Source organism: Priestia sp. VA7 (assembly GCF_055710015.1).
This window is the reverse complement of sequence record NZ_JBVQPN010000002.1, coordinates 529,743-547,593: the sequence shown is the minus strand read 5'-3', so window position 1 is coordinate 547,593 and position 17,851 is coordinate 529,743. Positions and strand designations below refer to the sequence as shown.

The 17,851-nt window shown below is 40.5% G+C and carries 15 protein-coding genes; 2 read left to right on the top strand and 13 right to left on the bottom strand.

All coding sequences use genetic code 11. The features are described from left to right. Positions 1 to 12 precede the first annotated feature (12 nt). From cobA to AC0C45_RS09270, 4 genes are all read right to left on the bottom strand, one after another. Positions 13 to 783 carry a uroporphyrinogen-III C-methyltransferase gene (cobA, locus tag AC0C45_RS09285; protein WP_047931215.1) on the bottom strand — a complete coding sequence of 257 codons (771 nt, stop codon included), beginning with the start codon at positions 781 to 783 and terminating at the stop codon, positions 13 to 15. A gap of 72 nt (positions 784 to 855) precedes the next feature. Continuing rightward, complete coding sequence (gene nirD, locus AC0C45_RS09280) at positions 856 to 1,182, bottom strand: nitrite reductase small subunit NirD (protein WP_472928101.1); 327 nt, start codon at positions 1,180 to 1,182, stop codon at positions 856 to 858. A gap of 18 nt (positions 1,183 to 1,200) precedes the next feature. Further along, positions 1,201 to 3,615, bottom strand: a complete 2,415-nt coding sequence (gene nirB, locus AC0C45_RS09275; RefSeq protein WP_412999567.1) for a nitrite reductase large subunit NirB — start codon at positions 3,613 to 3,615, stop codon at positions 1,201 to 1,203. Positions 3,616 to 4,220: 605 nt separating this feature from the next. Further along, positions 4,221 to 4,967 carry an SGNH/GDSL hydrolase family protein gene (locus AC0C45_RS09270; protein WP_472928100.1) on the bottom strand — a complete coding sequence of 249 codons (747 nt, stop codon included), beginning with the start codon at positions 4,965 to 4,967 and terminating at the stop codon, positions 4,221 to 4,223. A 444-nt stretch (positions 4,968 to 5,411) separates the two neighbouring features. Here AC0C45_RS09270 and AC0C45_RS09265 point away from each other — a divergent pair, with 444 nt between their 5' ends. Continuing rightward, positions 5,412 to 5,903 carry a sigma-70 family RNA polymerase sigma factor gene (locus tag AC0C45_RS09265; RefSeq protein WP_472928099.1) on the top strand — a complete coding sequence of 164 codons (492 nt, stop codon included), beginning with the start codon at positions 5,412 to 5,414 and terminating at the stop codon, positions 5,901 to 5,903. 101 nt (positions 5,904 to 6,004) lie between these two features. Here the strand turns inward: AC0C45_RS09265 and AC0C45_RS09260 are convergent, their stop codons facing one another. The 4 genes from AC0C45_RS09260 to garR all read right to left on the bottom strand — a co-directional run bounded on the left by AC0C45_RS09260 (position 6,005) and on the right by garR (position 10,427). Continuing rightward, positions 6,005 to 6,484, bottom strand: coding sequence for a competence protein ComK (locus AC0C45_RS09260; RefSeq protein WP_472928098.1), 480 nt, complete (start codon positions 6,482 to 6,484; stop codon positions 6,005 to 6,007). A 139-nt stretch (positions 6,485 to 6,623) separates the two neighbouring features. Then, a complete protein-coding gene (locus AC0C45_RS09255) occupies positions 6,624 to 7,982 on the bottom strand; it encodes a GntT/GntP/DsdX family permease (RefSeq protein ID WP_057238872.1) in 1,359 nt (452 codons plus the stop codon). Positions 7,983 to 8,088: 106 nt separating this feature from the next. Then, positions 8,089 to 9,528 carry a four-carbon acid sugar kinase family protein gene (locus AC0C45_RS09250; RefSeq protein WP_472928097.1) on the bottom strand — a complete coding sequence of 480 codons (1,440 nt, stop codon included), beginning with the start codon at positions 9,526 to 9,528 and terminating at the stop codon, positions 8,089 to 8,091. Continuing rightward, complete coding sequence (garR, locus tag AC0C45_RS09245; RefSeq protein ID WP_472928096.1) at positions 9,525 to 10,427, bottom strand: 2-hydroxy-3-oxopropionate reductase; 903 nt, start codon at positions 10,425 to 10,427, stop codon at positions 9,525 to 9,527. The genes AC0C45_RS09250 and garR overlap by 4 nt, the downstream gene beginning before the upstream one ends. A 292-nt stretch (positions 10,428 to 10,719) precedes the next feature. On the opposite strand from garR, the gene AC0C45_RS09240 reads away from it, so the two are divergent. Then, positions 10,720 to 11,346, top strand: a complete 627-nt coding sequence (locus AC0C45_RS09240; RefSeq protein WP_047751465.1) for a GntR family transcriptional regulator — start codon at positions 10,720 to 10,722, stop codon at positions 11,344 to 11,346. Between the two features lie 24 nt (positions 11,347 to 11,370). Here AC0C45_RS09240 and AC0C45_RS09235 read toward each other — a convergent pair whose 3' ends face one another. The 5 genes from AC0C45_RS09235 to AC0C45_RS09215 form a co-directional block, all read right to left on the bottom strand. After that, on the bottom strand, positions 11,371 to 12,951 hold the full coding sequence (locus AC0C45_RS09235; protein ID WP_472928095.1) for an FMN-binding glutamate synthase family protein: 1,581 nt from the start codon (positions 12,949 to 12,951) through the stop codon (positions 11,371 to 11,373). A gap of 43 nt (positions 12,952 to 12,994) precedes the next feature. After that, the gene (locus tag AC0C45_RS09230; RefSeq protein WP_472928094.1) at positions 12,995 to 14,716 is read right to left on the bottom strand and encodes a pyruvate oxidase; all 1,722 of its coding nucleotides are present in this window, start codon (positions 14,714 to 14,716) and stop codon (positions 12,995 to 12,997) included. A 100-nt stretch (positions 14,717 to 14,816) separates the two neighbouring features. Beyond that, positions 14,817 to 15,584: a tyrosine-protein phosphatase gene (locus AC0C45_RS09225; RefSeq protein ID WP_328234685.1), complete on the bottom strand. Its 768-nt coding sequence runs from the start codon at positions 15,582 to 15,584 to the stop codon at positions 14,817 to 14,819. A gap of 279 nt (positions 15,585 to 15,863) precedes the next feature. Next, complete coding sequence (locus AC0C45_RS09220) at positions 15,864 to 16,628, bottom strand: CpsB/CapC family capsule biosynthesis tyrosine phosphatase (protein WP_252287997.1); 765 nt, start codon at positions 16,626 to 16,628, stop codon at positions 15,864 to 15,866. 133 nt (positions 16,629 to 16,761) lie between these two features. Next, a complete protein-coding gene (locus tag AC0C45_RS09215) occupies positions 16,762 to 17,523 on the bottom strand; it encodes a tyrosine-protein phosphatase (protein ID WP_472928093.1) in 762 nt (253 codons plus the stop codon). Positions 17,524 to 17,851 lie beyond the last annotated feature (328 nt).

Genomic DNA, 17,851 nt, shown 5'->3' with positions numbered 1-17,851 from the left:
CTTTTATTCATCTTAGACGCATACTTTTTCTTCTGTTTTTTCCAAAAACCAAGAAAGAGCAGAAGCTTGCTTCACCACTTCACCAATCACAATCATCGCGGGGTTGCTGACTTGCTGCTCCGCAGCCGTGTCTACGATTGTGCCAAGCGTGCCTGTAACCGTGCGCTGATAAACCGTCGTGCCTTGTTCAATAAGAGCGACCGGCGTATCCGCGCTTTTTCCCGCGTCTAAAAGCTGACGGCAAATATACGGCAAGTTTTTAACGCCCATATAAATCGCAAGCGTATCAACTCCTTTTGCTAAATGCTCCCAGCGAATACTTTCCGGCTTGCCGCTTAAACAGTGTCCCGTCACAACGGCAAATGAACGGCTCAGCTCACGATGCGTCACAGGAATTCCAGCATAAGCAGGTGCCGCGATGCCCGCTGTAATACCCGGAACGACTTCAAACGAAATTCCGTTTTGAACGAGCACTTCTGCTTCTTCCCCGCCTCTTCCGAAAATAAACGGATCTCCGCCTTTTAACCGCACGACGGTGTTTCCTTTTCTTGCGTAGCATACAAGCAAATCATGAATATCATCTTGAGAAACGCAGTGATCACCAGGCTTTTTCCCGCAGTAGACGAGTTCGGCTCCTTCTTTTGCATACTGAAGAAGAACAGGGTTCACTAGTCGGTCATATAAAATAACGTCTGCTTTTTCTAAACATTTTGCTGCTTTTATCGTTAGCAAATCTGGATCTCCTGGTCCGGCTCCTACAATGTACACTTTTCCTTGTCTCATCTTCTGCTTCGCTCCTTTGAGTATGTCCCCTTGAATTTTTGTGGCGCGTTGAAAATCAACGCGCCTCGTTACTTATTCTTCAATTAAAAGATACAGCAAATCTCCTTCAACAGACGCTTCGTACGTGTCTACACAGCCACTGTCTGGCTCTTGTACGTTACCGTCATGCAGGCAAATTTTCCAGTCGTGCATCGGACAGAACACCGAGTCGCCGCTCACGATTCCTTCACTTAGCACCCCGCCTTTATGCGGACAGCGATTTTCAATTGCTCGTATTTTTCCGCTTGATAGCTTAAACACCGCAACTTCTTTTCCGTTTACTTTTACTGTTTTACCCAGGCTTACCGGAAAATCATGAATAGACCCCACGCATACTTTTGTAATGTTTTTATTCACCATCTTTATTTCCCCCCAGCATTATGATGTGACAACTGTTTCGAACAGCTCTTTTTTCGTCTTTTTGCTTTCGACGATTTCTTTCCAAGGATCACGGTACGTAGATAACGCTTCGTCCATACGCATATTCAGCTCTCTTCTCGTCTGGGCGTCATCAAGCACTGATTGAATGTGCGAAAGTCCCATGCGCTCAATCCATGCAGACGTACGCTCTAAGTAATTAGCCGTTTCTCGGTAATACTGCAAATACGCTCCTGTAATGTCCATCAATTCTTCATCTGTTTTTACTTTATACAATAAATCTCCGCCGCGAAGATGCGTACCTCCATTTCCGCCCACGTAAATTTCCCAACCGCCGTCAATTCCAATAAAGCCAATATCTTTAATACCTGACTCAGCACAGCTTCTCGGACAAGCAGATACAGCCATTTTCACTTTATGAGGCGTCCATAGTCCTTCAAATTTTTTCTCAAGCGCAATTCCAACGCCCATTGAATCCTGCGTGCCAAAGCGGCAAAACTGTTCGCCGACGCATGTTTTCACCGTTCGCAGCGACTTGCCGTACGCGTAGCCGGAAGGCATATCTAACTCTTCCCATACGCTAGGCAAATCTTCTTTTTTAACACCAAACAAGTCAAGACGCTGACCACCCGTCACTTTTACGAGCGGAATTTCATATTTATCAACAACATCTGCAATTTTTCGTAAATCTTCTGCATTTGTGACGCCTCCGTACATGCGAGGAACAACAGAATACGTGCCGTCTTTTTGAATATTTGCGTGCATGCGTTCATTCACAAATCGTGATTCGCGTTCATCAATGTATCCCGTTGGATTCACCATACCTAAATAATAATTCAGCGCCGGACGGCATTTCGAACAGCCTTCTTCATTGTTCCAGCCAAGTACATTCATAACTTCACGCGTATGCGAAAGACCTTTTGCTTTGATTTCTTCGACAACTTCATCTCGTGACAGAGTCGTACAGCCACAAATCGCTTCTTTTTGAGCCGCTGCGTCAAAGTCAGCGCCAAGAGTATGCTGAAGCACTTCCGCTACAAGCGGTTTACATCCTCCGCAAGAGCGAGAGGCACTTGTACAAGCTTTGATTTCATCAACCGATGAGCATCCTTGTTTTTGGATAGCTTCCACAATCGTACCTTTTGTTACGCCGTTACAGCCGCAAATAATATCATCAGCGCTCATGCTTGCTACTAAGCTTTCACCCGCGTTACCGCCAGATGGCTGTAAAATTGACACTTTTGCGACATCGGATACATCTTCTTGCTTTTGTATCATTGAAAACAGTCGATTTCCGTCGCTGCTGTCTCCAAAAAGAACGGCTCCTACGATTTGATTGCCTCGCAAAACAAGCTTTTTATAAATGCCGTCTTGTTCATCGAACACTTTGATCGCTTTTTTCTCTTCATCTTCTGTAAAGTCTCCTGCCGAAAACACTTCAACACCTGATACTTTTAGCTGCGTGGATAAAACTGATCCTTCATAAGGCACTTTTTCTGCCCCGCAAATCGCTTTTGCTAATGCTTTTCCTTGCTCATACAAAGGTGCCACCAGTCCGTATACCATTCCTCTATGCTCTGCACATTCTCCAACCGCGTAGATGTTTGGGATATCCGTTTGCATATAGTCATTTACAACAATTCCTCGGTTTACGTTAAGTCCCGCTCCTTTTGCAAGCTGAACATTTGGCTTAATTCCAACGGCCATCACGACTAAATCAGCTTCTAAAAACGTACCGTCTTTAAAAGAGAGACCTTCAACTCGCTCATCTCCGACGATTTCTGCCGTTTGTTTTTCAAGCAAAAACTTCATGCCTTGTTTTTCTAATTCGTTTTGAAGCAATTTGCCCGCTGTTGGATCAAGCTGACGTTCCATTAAATACGGAGCTAAATGAATCACAGATACGTCCATTCCTAGATTTAACAGTCCGCGCGCCGCTTCTAATCCAAGCAGTCCGCCTCCAATAACCGCTGCTTTTTTATACTGCTGAGATGCCTGCAGCATTTCATCCGTGTCTTTTATATCTCGAAAAGCCGTAACTCCTTTTTTATCAGACCCTGGAATCGGAAGAATAAAAGGAAGAGACCCCGTTGCTAAAATCAACTCATCATACGATTCTACTCTGCCGCTGTTTGTCGCTACTTCTTTTTTCACTGAATCGATACTAGTAACCGTTTCGCCCGTATATAATGTAATATTGTTTTCTTGATACCAGTTCCAATCGTTTAGCGTAATGTCTTCAACATTCGTATCTCCTTGCAGCACTTTTGATAGTAAAATACGATTATAGTTCGGATGAGGCTCGCTTCCGAAAATCGTAATTTCAAACGCTTCGTTTGAAACCTTCAATACTTCTTCAATCGCTCGAACTCCAGCCATTCCATTTCCAATCAATACGAGTTTCTTTTTTTGCATCTTCCATTCCTCCCCTGGCGTCTATACCTGCTTGTTTCAAAGATATATTTTCTATGCATCTTTAAAGATATATTCAAGATATATGAATTTTCTGAATCGTTCAACTTATGTGTTAGGTTATCTAACATAGTTATGTTATGTATGCGATTCCATTACTTTAACAGCAAGCAAAAAAATAAGTAGTCTCATTACGTCTTAATTGAGATCATCCTTTGCATTTTATTTTGTGATGTTTTTCACAACATTAATTTAGCAGAATAAATAACCGGAGCTATGATAAAAATCACTCCTGAATGTTGATAAGCCAAAAATAAAAACTCTAAAGTTCTTTATAAAGAATTTTTTAAATAAACCGTTCTTTATATTATTTACTATTAATCTCATATTCTTTATAATGAATATACAGAACTTTATAAAGAACGGAACGGAGAATTAAAATGCCACTCGTAAACATTAAAAAACTTTGGACTCCTTTAGAAATCTTTGGCTTTAAGCTTTATAAGTGTAGAGATACAAAAAGCTACTACTATAAAACGAGGAAAAGTCATAATCTAATAAAATTATAAAAAACAAGCCCTATTCCTTTTCAAATAGGGCTTGTCTTTTTATTTTCCCGTAAACCAATTCACAACGTACTCTCCCCACACTTCATTTCCTTTTTTCGTTAAATTACCGCTGTCTTTATTTATATACTCGCCTAAATGAAACGGCCAAATGAGCGAGTGATTCATATAATATACCCAGTTTGCTTCAGATACTCCCCTGATCGCTTCTACCCCTTCTTCATAGGACTCCGTTTGTGAAATGTACGGCTGTGAAGGCTGAATCATAAGGGTTTTTTTCAAGTCTTTAAGCTGATGAATCAGCTTGTCTGTATTTTCAAGCGTCTCATCTAGCGTAAGGTGCTGATAGTCATTTTTAAGAGGTGCTTCAAACAGAATAATGTTTGGCTGAAGTTGATCAATTTGATCAGCAATATGTGAGGATAACAGCTCATCAGTTGTCCCGTTACCATATGAAAGGGTTTTAACCGTAAATACATCACTTCCATATGTAGCTGCTAGCTCTTTTTTTAACTGCTGTGGCCACCCTGCTTCCTTTGCGGATGTGGCAATTACAAGAGTCAGAGGTTTTTTATTTGCAATAGATGACTCTATTTGCTTTGTGATAAAGTCCGGAAGATTTTTTGTATAAGCAGATACATCGGAAAACTGTTTTTCTTTATGTACAACAGCGGACTTCACTTCACTTGCCTGCGCTTCCGTTTGCTCCTGCCAGTGCTGCGTCCCCGCATACATCACCGCCCCGCACAAAACAGCCGCCGCCACATTTACCCCAACCATCGCCTTCATTCAATCTCCCCTTTACAAGTTCTTCTTACAATCTCAGCAAATTGCTTTCATAAAGAAGAACTCAAAATTAGTAGCTCCTTCGAATATACCCTCAAAGGTCCACCTATCCTGATGAGGCCAGCCCGCAAGGGAAGGACTCATCTGGATAGGTCTAGCAACTCTATCATCACTGCTCTTCCGTGATGGTAGAATTGCTACATCGATATAAAAATAATTATAGATTAGTAGAATTTGGAATGGGAGACCTTTCGTACGTAAAATCTCTACAAATACGTATATACTTCGCATATTTCCTAGCGAAACGTGAAGTTTCCGGGGAAATTACGTCACGTTTCTTAAAAAGAAAACATAATGTTCGTTCATTCGCACATGTGACCTTCCCCTTGTACAGTAGAGATACCGGCGGAATACAGCAAAAACGCGTTTTTGAAAAAGGAAGGCTGCATGCAAAAAAGCTCGTTTGATCAAATCGCTTCATCTTTTCATCCATTAATTGTATCGATGATTAAAAAATTTCATATTTACAAAGACTACGACGAATATTATCAAATTGCGTTAATTGGTTTATGGAGAGCGTATCAAAAATTTGATGAAAGCAAAGGCTCTTTTTCCGCTTATGCCTACACAACCGTGCGCGGTACGATCCTTTCTCATTTAAAAGGCACCATTTTATACGAAGAACGTGAAACACCTGCTGAGCAAAACCTGCTTTCACTAAACGAAGATCCCGCTCTTCCCGTTCCGCTAGAAAGTGAAATCATTGAGCAGCATATCGAACACTTAACAGGAAGAGAAAAAATCTATGTACTCGAACATCTGCTAGAAGGCTACTCGTATAAAGATATTGCCTATAAATACGGAGTCTCCACGGGAGCCGTTAAAAACTGGGGAAAAGCAGCTCGCAAAAAGCTAAAGGCCTCGCTTCTTCAGGAGTAAGAAAAGGAGGAAGCTTATGATAAGCTTCCTCCTTCCGTTCATATGTGTAGTCCAAACGATTGTTCATATGTAGGACAAGTTTATTCGATAAATCGAACGCATTATGCCAAGACAACCGGACTTTCTAAACAGTAATTGCGAATAACAGCTGCTCTGGCCAACTTTTTTTCTAAACTATAATAAGAAAGCTTAACTGGAATGAACGTTCCGTCTTTGAAGTGAATTAGCATGGAGGATGAATGAACTGTAGCAAGCGTATGTGAAGTATGAACGTGAGAGGAGAAAATCCAAGCGCAGCTGTAGTCATTGGGCGAAGATGTAGGAAACGCAATAATCGCTTGTGAACGACTAATGACAAGAGGTGTAAGCTGTTTATAGGGAAATAGTTTTCTAACAGCGGCAATCGATCCTTTAAATGTACTTAACTCTCGAATACAAGCTTCTTCTAATAATTGCTTACACGTCTTTCTTAGCATGTATTCTCCTGCTTCATCCAGCACCTTCGTTCGGTGAATAGGATCGTTCACTGGAATCAATGCTTTTGTCGTCAAACCAATTTGATATTTTTCATCATTTGTCATACATCTACCCCCTTTGCTGCTTTATAACTATTCTATACTATCGAAACGGGAAAAATCTAGTCTTTTTTTCTCATTATTTGAAATATTTTGAATGTATTTTATATCAAAGAAAAAAGCGCTGAAACCAGCGCTTTTTCTCTTAGATGAAAATGTCTAAAATAAGAACCATTGCAAACGCCGCAAATGATAGAATCGTTTCCATCACTGTCCACGTTTTTAACGTTTGAGCAACTGACATATTGAAGAATTCTTTGATTAACCAGAAGCCAGAATCATTTACGTGCGATAGCATCACCGAACCTGCGCCTGTTGCTAGCACCAATAGCTCTGGACTTACGTTTGGCATCGTTGCTGCAATTGGTGCGACAATACCTGCTGCTGTTGTCATTGCTACTGTTGCTGAACCAACTGCTGCACGAATTAACCCGGCAATCACAAACGCTAGCACGATGGGAGAAAGATGTGCATCTTGAGCAAATCCTGCAATCGCGTCACCTACACCGCTTGCTGTTAAAATTTTATTAAAACCGCCGCCCGCACCGATGATTAAAATGATCGAAGCAACGGGTCCAAGACATTCGTTTGTGAATTTTAATAGATCGTCTTTGTTGTATCCTCTTGCAAAACCGAACGAATAAAAAGCAAACACTAGCGAAATCAACAGCGCAACGATTGGACTTCCGATAAAGTTTGTTACGTAGCGAATCGTACTTGTTTCTGGATAAACAAACCCAGTGATCGTTGCTAAAAGCATTAATAGTACTGGAAGTAAAATCGTAAATAACGTAATGCCGAAGCCAGGAAGATCTTTATGCTTTGACTCTGTGAACTGCTCCATAATTTCACCCGTTGGCTCTACGTGAACACGGCGTGAAATGAACGATCCGTAAATCGGACCTGCTACGGCTGCAGCTGGAAAGGCCACAACTAATGAATACAAAATTGTTTTACCTAAATCTGCTTTAAAGATATCCACCGCTAGCATCGCTGCCGGATGCGGAGGCACTAAACTGTGAACAACTGCTAAACCGGCAATTAATGATAAACCAATTTTAATAAGTGACGTACCCGTATGCTTGGCAATTACAAACACAAGCGGAATTAATAGTACAACACCAACTTGGAAAAAGACCGGGATACCGCAAATAACGGCTACAACCATCATTGCCCAGTGTACGTTCTTTTCACCGAATACGTTAATTAACGTGCGGGCAATACGCTCGGCTCCGCCTGACTCTGCCATCATTTTACCTAACATCGTTCCAAGACCAAGAACAATCGCGATAAATCCTAATACGCTCGCTACTCCTTCTTGGAAAGCCGTTACGATATCAGGCAGCTTCATTCCTGAAATAAGACCCATAAACAAAGCCGCAACAATCAGCGCTACGAACGGATTTGTTTTAAACTTAGCAATTAAAAAGATAAGTCCAACAATCGATACAATCGCATATAGCAAAAGACTTGCTTCATGACTTAATCCGAATACTGAATTCATATGTTCATCCCCTTAGTGTGACCATTTTTCATGTACGTACATCCAAATAATGTATACGCTTTCAAATAATTTCTAAAGTGAACGCACCTCGTACGTTCACTTCTTTCTATTTACTTAGTAATTCAACCGTTTCTCGAAGCGTTGTTTTTGCTCCAACATTCCCAGGGAAAATGATGTACGCAATGCCTGGAAACTTGCTTTCCTCTCCCGTTACCCATACCGGAATGCCCGGCTTGATTTGTCCAGCAACGGTCGCACGCTTTACAGACAAGCCGTTTACGCCAATGTCACTTGACGTAATGCCGCCTTTTGCGACGATAAAGTTTGGCCGAACGTTCAAGCGGCGAACAATGCTTGTAACCGCATCTGAAATTTTCACCGATAATTTAAGCTCTTCTTCTTTTTTGCCTTCGCCAAGATCTAAGCGCTCGCGTCTTGTATACACAGCTACCGTTTGACCTTTAGAAATAAGCTTCTCTGCTTCATTGATAATACGGTTCACTTCTGCTTCAAACTTTTCAGGTTCTAAGACAAGATGACAATCAAATTCAATAAATTCAATGAAGCTGCATTTCTTCAATTCTTCTAACTGCTCTGTTGTTTTTTTAACATGCGAACCAACCATAATTAATCCGCCGTTTGACGACTTTTCTTTAATGAGCTCTTCTTTTGTTAACAAATCTTTATCGCTCACGCCGCCCATTACTTTTGTTAAAGCCGCAGCGCTGCGATACATAAAATGCTTTCCAAGCTTCATCGCGCGAAGAAGCGCAATCGTCACAACTTTTACGTCTACATAATCCACTGCGTTCACGATCACTTTGTTAAAGTCTTTCACTTCCATTAACTGATTTGTGATCGTCACTAAATCAAGTGCACGAATGCTTCCGAGCGAAATATATGTTGTATGACTTGCTTTGAATTTCCCTTCTGACTTTTCTTCTACCCACTCGCCTAAATGAGATTTACTGTAGCCAAACGTACGGTCTTTTGCAAATTCGGTTTCTCCTGCCGGCACTAAGCAGTCTTCATCTTGCACGTAGTGAATGTTATCAATGGTGAATCGTCCGCCTTCTTTAAAGAAAGGAAAGATCACTTCACCGTCAAGCACTTGATTGGAGTGCTGTTCAACCGTTTTCTTTAACACTTCTGTTTCTAACGGATAGTGACCGCGGAGAGTCGAATCACCTCTGCTGATAATTAAAAACTCTTTATCTACTTCAGCCGCTACCTCTGTAATAACAGCGGCAATGTCCGCGTGGGCTTTTTCCGTTTCAGAAGCGGTAAATCCGCGTGAATTTGTTAGAATAAAAAACATTGAATTTTCTTCTAAAAACCCTTGCTTAATGCTGTCTTTGCTCCAGTCTGTATAAACGGAAATGCCGTTAACCGTTTGAACGCCCGTTGGATCATCATCCAGTACGATGATTTTTTGATTAAACGTCAGCAGCTCTTCATCAAGTATTTTTTGTACAAGTGCCTCATCAACTGCTGGAATGTCTTTAAATACATCGCTTACAAGACGCTTTTCCTGCTGTTTAATCATGCTTCCACCTTCTTTTTCACTTCAACGTTTGCTAACTTTTCATAATACTGTACAATTCCGCCGTGATCATCGCTTGCTTTTCCGTCTACTTTTAACGCATGGAAAATTTCCACAAGCTGACTTGAAAGCGGAAGCGGTACGCCAATGTCATGAGCCGTTTCCATCACGTTTGTCATATCTTTTAAGTTAATATCAATGCGTCCGCCTGCTACGAAGTTGCGGTCTAAAATCAGCGGCACTTTTGCATCTAATACAGCGCTTCCTGCTAATCCGCCGCGAATTGCTTGATACATTTTTTCAACGTCAATGCCTGCTTTGGCTGCTAGTACAAGTGCTTCAGACATCGCTGCAATATTTAAGTTTACAATCACTTGGTTTGCAAGCTTAGCCGTTACGCCGCTTCCGTTTTCTCCAACAAGCGTTATTTCTGCTCCCATCGCATGAAGAATAGGTGAAACGCTTTCAAAGATACGTTCATTTCCTCCGACCATAATCGCAAGCGTGCCGTCAATTGCTTTTGGCTCTCCGCCGCTAACCGGCGCGTCTAGCATGTGAATTCCTTTTTGTGCGAGCTCAGCCGCAATTTCTTTTGATGCTACCGGTGAAATGGAACTCATATCGATGATAACGCTTCCTTCTTTTGCGCTATGAATTAACCCTTCTTCTCCAAGTACTACGCTTTTTACATGATGTGAAGCCGGAAGCATCGTGATCATCACATCGCTGTTCACTGCAACTTCAGCAAGGCTTTCTGCTCCAAATCCTCCTGCTGCTTTCACTTCTTCTACTGCTGCTTTATTAATATCGTAAACCGTTACCTCAAAACCTGCTTTTAATAAATTGAGCGTCATCGGTTTTCCCATAATTCCAAGTCCAATAAATCCAACGCGTTTTGTCATTTTCGTTTCCTCCCCTTGTTGTATACGTTTTCAAATACGTTTCAAAAATAATGTATACGTTAAAATATTTTTTGTATACATTTCTGATAATTTTGTATACACTCATCATATTCGCATTCTATTTATTTGTCTAGCCTTTTTTAAAATGAAATTTATTTCCAAAAGCGAAACTTTCCGTCCCACCTTTTCACAAGTTATAGTATGATTTGGGTATACGCGTACAAAATGATAAAAACTAAAGAGAGAAAGAGACGAGATTTCCTCGTGTCGAATGCTAGAGGTGAAGCAGAGTATGTTAAGAAATCAAGGTTCTCGTTCGTCTCATCACCCTTCTTATGAGATGATTCGAGATAAAATTTTAAACGGTGAGCTTGAAGGCGGTACAAAAATTGTCGAAGAAAAATTAGCGAGCGAGCTTGGATTCAGCCGAACGCCGATTCGTGACTCCATTAGACGCTTAGAATATGAAGGACTGATTGTTCGAAAAAAAGTGGTGTCACCGACAGAAAAAGACTTACGCAACTTGTTTGAAGTGCGAATGCTGCTAGAAGGCTCAGCTTCTAAAGCTGCCGCGACTTTTTTATCTGACAACGAATTAGAAGAATTAAAGGAATGCGTAGACATCGGAAGAAACGGCTCGTTTGAAGAAATTATGAGCGCGAATGAACGTTTTCACGCCATTATTGTGAACGCAAGCAACAATGACGTCATGATTAATATCATCGACCGCATGCAGTCGATCATTTACTTATTCCGTCACACTGTGGTATTTTACAACCGACCGTTTTTAATTGACGAACACGAAGACATTTATAACGCTATTAAAGAACGTAATGCCGAAAAAGCCGAAGCATTAATGCAAGAGCATCTTCAAAAAGACTTAGAATTTTGCCTGCATTTGCTTCAGCGAAGACAATAAAAAAGCTGCCGATCGGCAGCTTTTTTATACGTACATCTTTTCTTTTATAGAAATATCAGCTAACTGTCCGCTGCTGTTTTTGAACACCACGTGTTTTCTTGAAAACTTCGTTGGCGAATCAATACCGGCTGCTGCGGCTAAATTAAACAATCCTTCACGTAATGACAGCACGTAGTTGCACACGCGGTATGATTTTTCTTCAATAATAAGCGCTTTTTGCCGCTTAGGATCCGTTGTGGCTACGCCGACTGGGCACTTATTGTTGTGACAAACCTCCGCTTGAATACAGCCAACAGAAAACATAAAGCCTCTGGCAATATTTACGCAGTCGGCACCCAGTGATAAAGCCGTCGCAATTTTATCAGCCGTTAACAGCTTGCCCGATGCAAAAAGCTTCACTTCATCACGAACACCATACTTTTTAAGCAGTTCATCCACAAAAGGAAGGCCTGAAAACAGCGGTACGCCCGCTCCGTCCGCTAATTCTTGAAACGATGCGCCCGTTCCTCCTTCTGCTCCATCGATTGTAATAAAATCAGGTCCGCTTCCCGTCTCTTTCATATAGGCCGCCATTTCTTCAAGGTCATTTGTGTTTCCAACAACCATTTTAATACCTACTGGCTTGCCTCCCACATCTCGAAGTTTTTCAATAAACTGAAACATTTCAGGATACGATGCAAACTCTTTAAAACGGTTTGGACTGTCTACCGATTCTCCTGGCTTTAAGTTGCGGATTTCAGCGATTTCTTCCGTTACTTTTGAACCGTCTACGTGACCGCCTCGCGTTTTCGCTCCTTGGGCGAGCTTGATTTCAAACGCTTTGATTTGCTTCATTTTACTTTTCTTTTTAAATTCTTCCCATGAAAATTCGCCTTCTTTTGTCCGAACGCCATAGAGTCCTGGACCAATTTGAAAAATAATATCGACGTTTCCTTTTAAATGATAAGGTGACAGTCCGCCTTCTCCCGTGTTCATCCACGTGCCGCCTGCTCGCCCTAATCCTAGTGATAAAGCGGTAATCGCGTGGTCACCAAGCGCTCCAAAGCTCATGGCTGATTGACCGATTAATCCTTTTACAACAAACGGATTTTTGCATGAAGGCCCTATAACGACCGCATCTTCATCCCGCAAATAAAATGGATCCGCTTCTTTTTCTTCTCGATGCTCCCTTCGGCTGAATAAGTTATCGGCGTCCATTTTATATACTTTTGTTTTAATTTTTTGCGTATTATCCGCTTTCATTTCATCGCGCTGCTTTGGAAACACCGCATTTCGAATATAATAGCCCGGTTCGTTAAAATCACGCTCTGAGCCAAACCCCATCATTCGGTTCAAGTATTTACCTGACTTAACGGTTTGTTCATATTGATTTCTAGAAAACGGCTTGCCTTCGTTATTATTTAAAAATAAATACTGACGCAGTTCAGGCCCCATTTTCTCAGAAATATAGCGCATTTTCCCGAGCAGCGGATAGTTTCTAAGCACCGAATGCTCTTCTTGCTTTTCATCTTTTAACCAAAGAATAATAGCCATAATAACCGGCACTACAATCACAAGCATCATTACCGCGCCAAAAATAAGTAAAATGATTTCAAACACTCCCATGATATCCCTCCTAAAAAGACTCTCCTGTAAGGAGAGTCACTGATTAAAGCATTCTGCTTAGCCCTTTTCGAAGCGGCGGCATTTCGAGCTCATGTTCTTTAAAGAACTTTTTCATGATATGTTTCGAATAATTGGCCGCTTGTCCAAATGAAATTTTGCCTGGAAGCGGCGGTTCATCCGCGACAACGACATCAATCACCACAGGGACATTCGCAAGCGTTGCTTTTTCAAACGCTGTTTCGAGCTCTTCGTATTTTTCAACGCGGTAGCCAATTCCCCCGCATGATTCAGCGAACTTCGCAAAGTTCATTTCACCAAGCTGCGTTTGATAATCCAAGTGACCTTGAAGCGCTTGTTCATATTTAATCATCCCGATTTCACTGTTATTAAGGACGACGACAACAATCGGCAGCTTATACTTCACAGCCGTTACAAAATCTTGCATCACCATCGTAAAGCCTCCGTCACCGCATACGGCTACCGATTGTTTTTCAGGATGCGCAAGCTTTCCTGCAATCGCAGCCGGAAGTCCGCAGCCCATTGTTGCCAGCCAGCTTGAAACCACAAATTTTTGATTTGTCATGCGGAAATGTCTCGCCATCCATACCGTCACGTTCCCGACATCAACAGATACAATCGCATCATCTTCAACGATTTTTTGCAGCTTAGAAATGACTTGCTGCGGCTTGATTGGCGTACTCACTTCGTTTTCTTCTTTTTCTACGTGCTTCCACCAGTTTTCCATATTAACTTGACACTCTTCTAAGAAACGGCGGTTTTCTTGATAATCTAAATGATGCGTAAGCTGCGACAGCGTCGTTTTAGAGTCACCGACTAATCCGATCGATACAGGATAGCGTCTGCCAATTTGTGTGGCATCGGAATCAAGCTGTATTGCTTCGGCTCCATCTGGTAAAAACTCACGGTATGGATACGAAGTCCCAACCATAATTAACAAATCGGTTTCTTCCATTGCTTCATACGCAGGCTTCGTCCCAAGCTGGCCGAGCTGTCCTAGATTATAAGGGTGACGGTCAGGCAGTATTCCTTTAGCGGGAAGCGTAAAAATAACCGGCGCTGCAATTTTCTCCGCAAACTGTGCCAATTCAAGCTTCGCATGCTTTGCACCTGTTCCTGCTAAAATAACCGGTTTTTTTGCATATTTAATCGCTAGAAGCGCTTTAGCTACATCTTCCGGGTCACTGTGAGAAATCGATTTTGATACATTCGCAATTGGCGTTTTTTCATCAATTTTAATCGATGAAGACGGAATATCATCTGGAATGACTAATACCGCGACGCCTTTTTTCGCATAAGCTGTTCGGATGGCTTGCTGCAGAAGGTGCGGAAATGATTCAGGCGAATCTACTCGGTGATTAAACACCGACACATCGTCAAAAACACGTTCTAAGTTTACTTCTTGAAATGATTCATTGCCAAGCTTCGCACGCGGCACCTGTCCGGCTAGCACCAACACCGGTGCACCGTCTGCTTTCGCATCATATAAGCCGTTTAACAAATGAATCGCACCCGGTCCCCCGATTGACAGACACACACCGATTTTCCCTGTAATTTTAGCGTAAGAAGATGCCGCCAGTGCGCCTACTTCCTCGTGACGGACTTGAATGAATTCAATTTCATCTTTTTCACTGCGCAAGTTATCCATGAAATGATTGATGGAATCTCCCGGCATACCGAAAATGTGATCAATCTTCCATTCTTTTAATACCGACATGGCTGCTTTTCCAGCTGTAGTTTTTATCATATTCAGCCTTCCTTTCTTTAACTTTGTTTCTATTCCATACCACAATGAATGAAAGACAAAACAAGGGACTTTCCCGTTTTTATGGAAAAGTCCCTTGTTTTCAGCTGAATAATTTAAATAAACTAAATTTTTTCATCGGCTCAGGCTCTAATTGATGAACCGGACGACCGTCGATAATCGCTTCTGCATTTTCAATAAAAAAATAAAGTTCTGACGCACCGTACATATCGGAAATATAATCATACGCTTTTGAAAGTGAATAGTCGTGGTAATTGCGAGCATGAACGCCAGAGGCAATCACGTGGGCTAAGCGGTATTTAATAAGGGTAAATGCCGCTTTTCTTTCTTTTTTGCCGTTTAAACCGAGAATACTAGCGGCGCTCAGCTGAACGAGTACGCCTTTTTTAACAAGCTCATACAAACGCTCAGGGTGATCTCGGAAAATCGGATGACATTCTGGTGAACGTAGAATAGGCACAACGCCTTTTGTTAGAAGATCAGACAGTATCTTTTCAAAATAAGGTGAGATATCATATTCAGGCAGTGAAAGAAACAAATATTTATCGGTGTGATTAAGCGTAAGAAGCTGATTTCGCTCATAGTTTCGCAGAAGTTGAGGCGATAAAGGGACAAGCTGACCTGGTAATACTTGAAGAGGAATATATGAATTTGTAAGCCATTCATTAGCTGCATTCACATAGAGAAATAAATGGTGTTTCATAAACTCTTGATCACTGTCATAAAGAGGCGTCGCCACGACGGATTGAACGCCTTGATCCGCTAAGGAGCGTGCCATCTTCAAAAAGCCGTCTACTTCCTCAGGTCCGCTATCGATATTAGGCAATATGTACGTATGAATATCAATCACTTTATTTCCCTCCCTACGTTTTGTATAGCTCTATTCTACGACGATTTCTAGTGTGAAACTATGTATTCTTCTCGACATTTACCACCACGAATCCCGGAAAACCGCGTACTTTACTGTCATCTGCTCAACTAACAATATTTTACTATCACTCTATGTGAAAACGCAAACATAATTTGTAAAATAACTCCAAATAATGATGATAAAAGAAGGGATTTAAATAGGTCTTTGTATGCAAATACCCTGATTAAACAGAAGTTAATCAGGGTACAAAGGGAAAGTTTAAAAGATTCCTAGGAATTTTGTTTTTTTGATGCGTTCAGGCTCATCTTTTAGAATGGAGTATCCAGTGACAATAGCTTGAGCGTTTTCTACCAAGGTATCTCTAAGTGATTCTCCGTATTGATGACTAATTACATCATATACTTTAGCTAAAGAAGCTTTTTGATATGTAAAAGGATTTGCACTTGAGCTAATTGCATGACATAAACCATGGTCTAACAATTGAAAAGCCACTTTCTTTGTTTTTCGACTATTCATTCCCAAAAAGCTTTGGGCGTCTACTAAAAGAATAGCTCCTTGCTTAGCAATTTTGTATAAAGAATTAGTGTTTTCTTGAAATGATGGGTATTTTTCTGGATGAAGGAAAACCGGAATGAGTCCTGATAATTGAAGATCATATACAAGCGTTTCTATATCAAATTGAAATCCTTGAGGTGGCAAACGCAAATATAAGTATTTGTTGTTTTCATTGACTGTCATAAGCTGATGATTGTTATATTGAATGGGTATGTCTGAACTAGCCATTACTTCTTGAGCACCCGTTAAATGCAAAGGTATAAATTTACTGCTTAATAGCTCGTTAGCTTGTTGTATATACGTTCTAATATTTTTCGGTTGCATCCTGCCGCTTCCGTCATCGAATGGCGCAACAACTGCAGTTTTAACACCTTGCTCCACAAGCTTTTTAGCCATTTCTGTAAATACACTTTCACTTTTGGGACCTTGTCCTACATTTAACAACAAATGTGTATACAAATCAATCATTCTACTAGCCCCCTTAAAATTTGACTTACTTGTAATATTCTACGATTATTATACCAATTCCTACCCTGTTTTTTCTATTTTCAACCATTATCTCATAAAAAAAGAACCTCAATTTTCATTGAAGTTCTCTTTCTTAAAATATTCCTAAAAACTTTGCTTGTTTGATTCGTTCAGGACGTTCTTTAATTAACGCTTCTCCTCGAATAATCGATTCTGCATTTTCTTTCAGCATATAGACCGTTCGACTTCCGTAGCGTTTAAATAACACATCATAAGCTCGCTGCAATCCGTATGTATTAAATGTTTGAGCCGTAACTCCTGACGCAATAACATGAGCAAGACCATGCTCTATAAATTGAAAAGCAGCACGCTTGGCTTTACGACCATTTTGGCCCAAAATGCTAGCGGCCGATAGTTGAATAATGGCTCCATTCTTTACAAACTGATACAGCTTTTGAGGGTTATCTAAGATAAAGAAACACATTTCCGGTTCACTAATAATAGGAACTATTTCCTTTAACTGCATTTTATAAATAATATCCTCAAGCTGCGCAATAAAGTCTTCTTCAGTAAGATCTATCATTAAATACTTGCTTGTATCGTTAATAGTTAAACTTTCTGTGTATAAATTTAGAATTTGTCTGGATGAACGAACTTTTTGTCCAAGAAGAATTTTCAGGGGGATTGATAGTTCAGTTAAGTAGCGATTAACAATATCGATTTGATTAAGAATACCTTCTTTAGTCTCAACTGATACTTCGCTATTAATAGTGGGTGTGGCGACCGCATGGGTAACGCCTTGTTTGACAAGCATTTTAGCTATATGTATAAATGTATCCTTATCTTTTGGTCCCTTACTAAAATTAGGTAAAAAAAAAGTGTGAATATCAACCATAAAAAAAACTCTCCTCTTATTATATAGATATACTTAATAGTAAAATAAAAGAAAAGAATTAAAAAGATTCACTTTTAACAAAATACACCAATTTTAAAGGTAATGCATGTGAAATATTCAAACTAAAGCGCGAAAAGAACAAAAAAGATGTTGAAAAGTTTGCTTAAATTAAGATTTTTGATTTATTAGCTTTTCATCAGATATCCTTCGTTAAGAAAAATTGTTCGTTCTATTGAAATATTGTTCGACTTAACAAACATTTTATATTTATATAATATATTTTCTATAAAAAAATTCAATTTTATTTTTAAAATTTTATATAATGTCA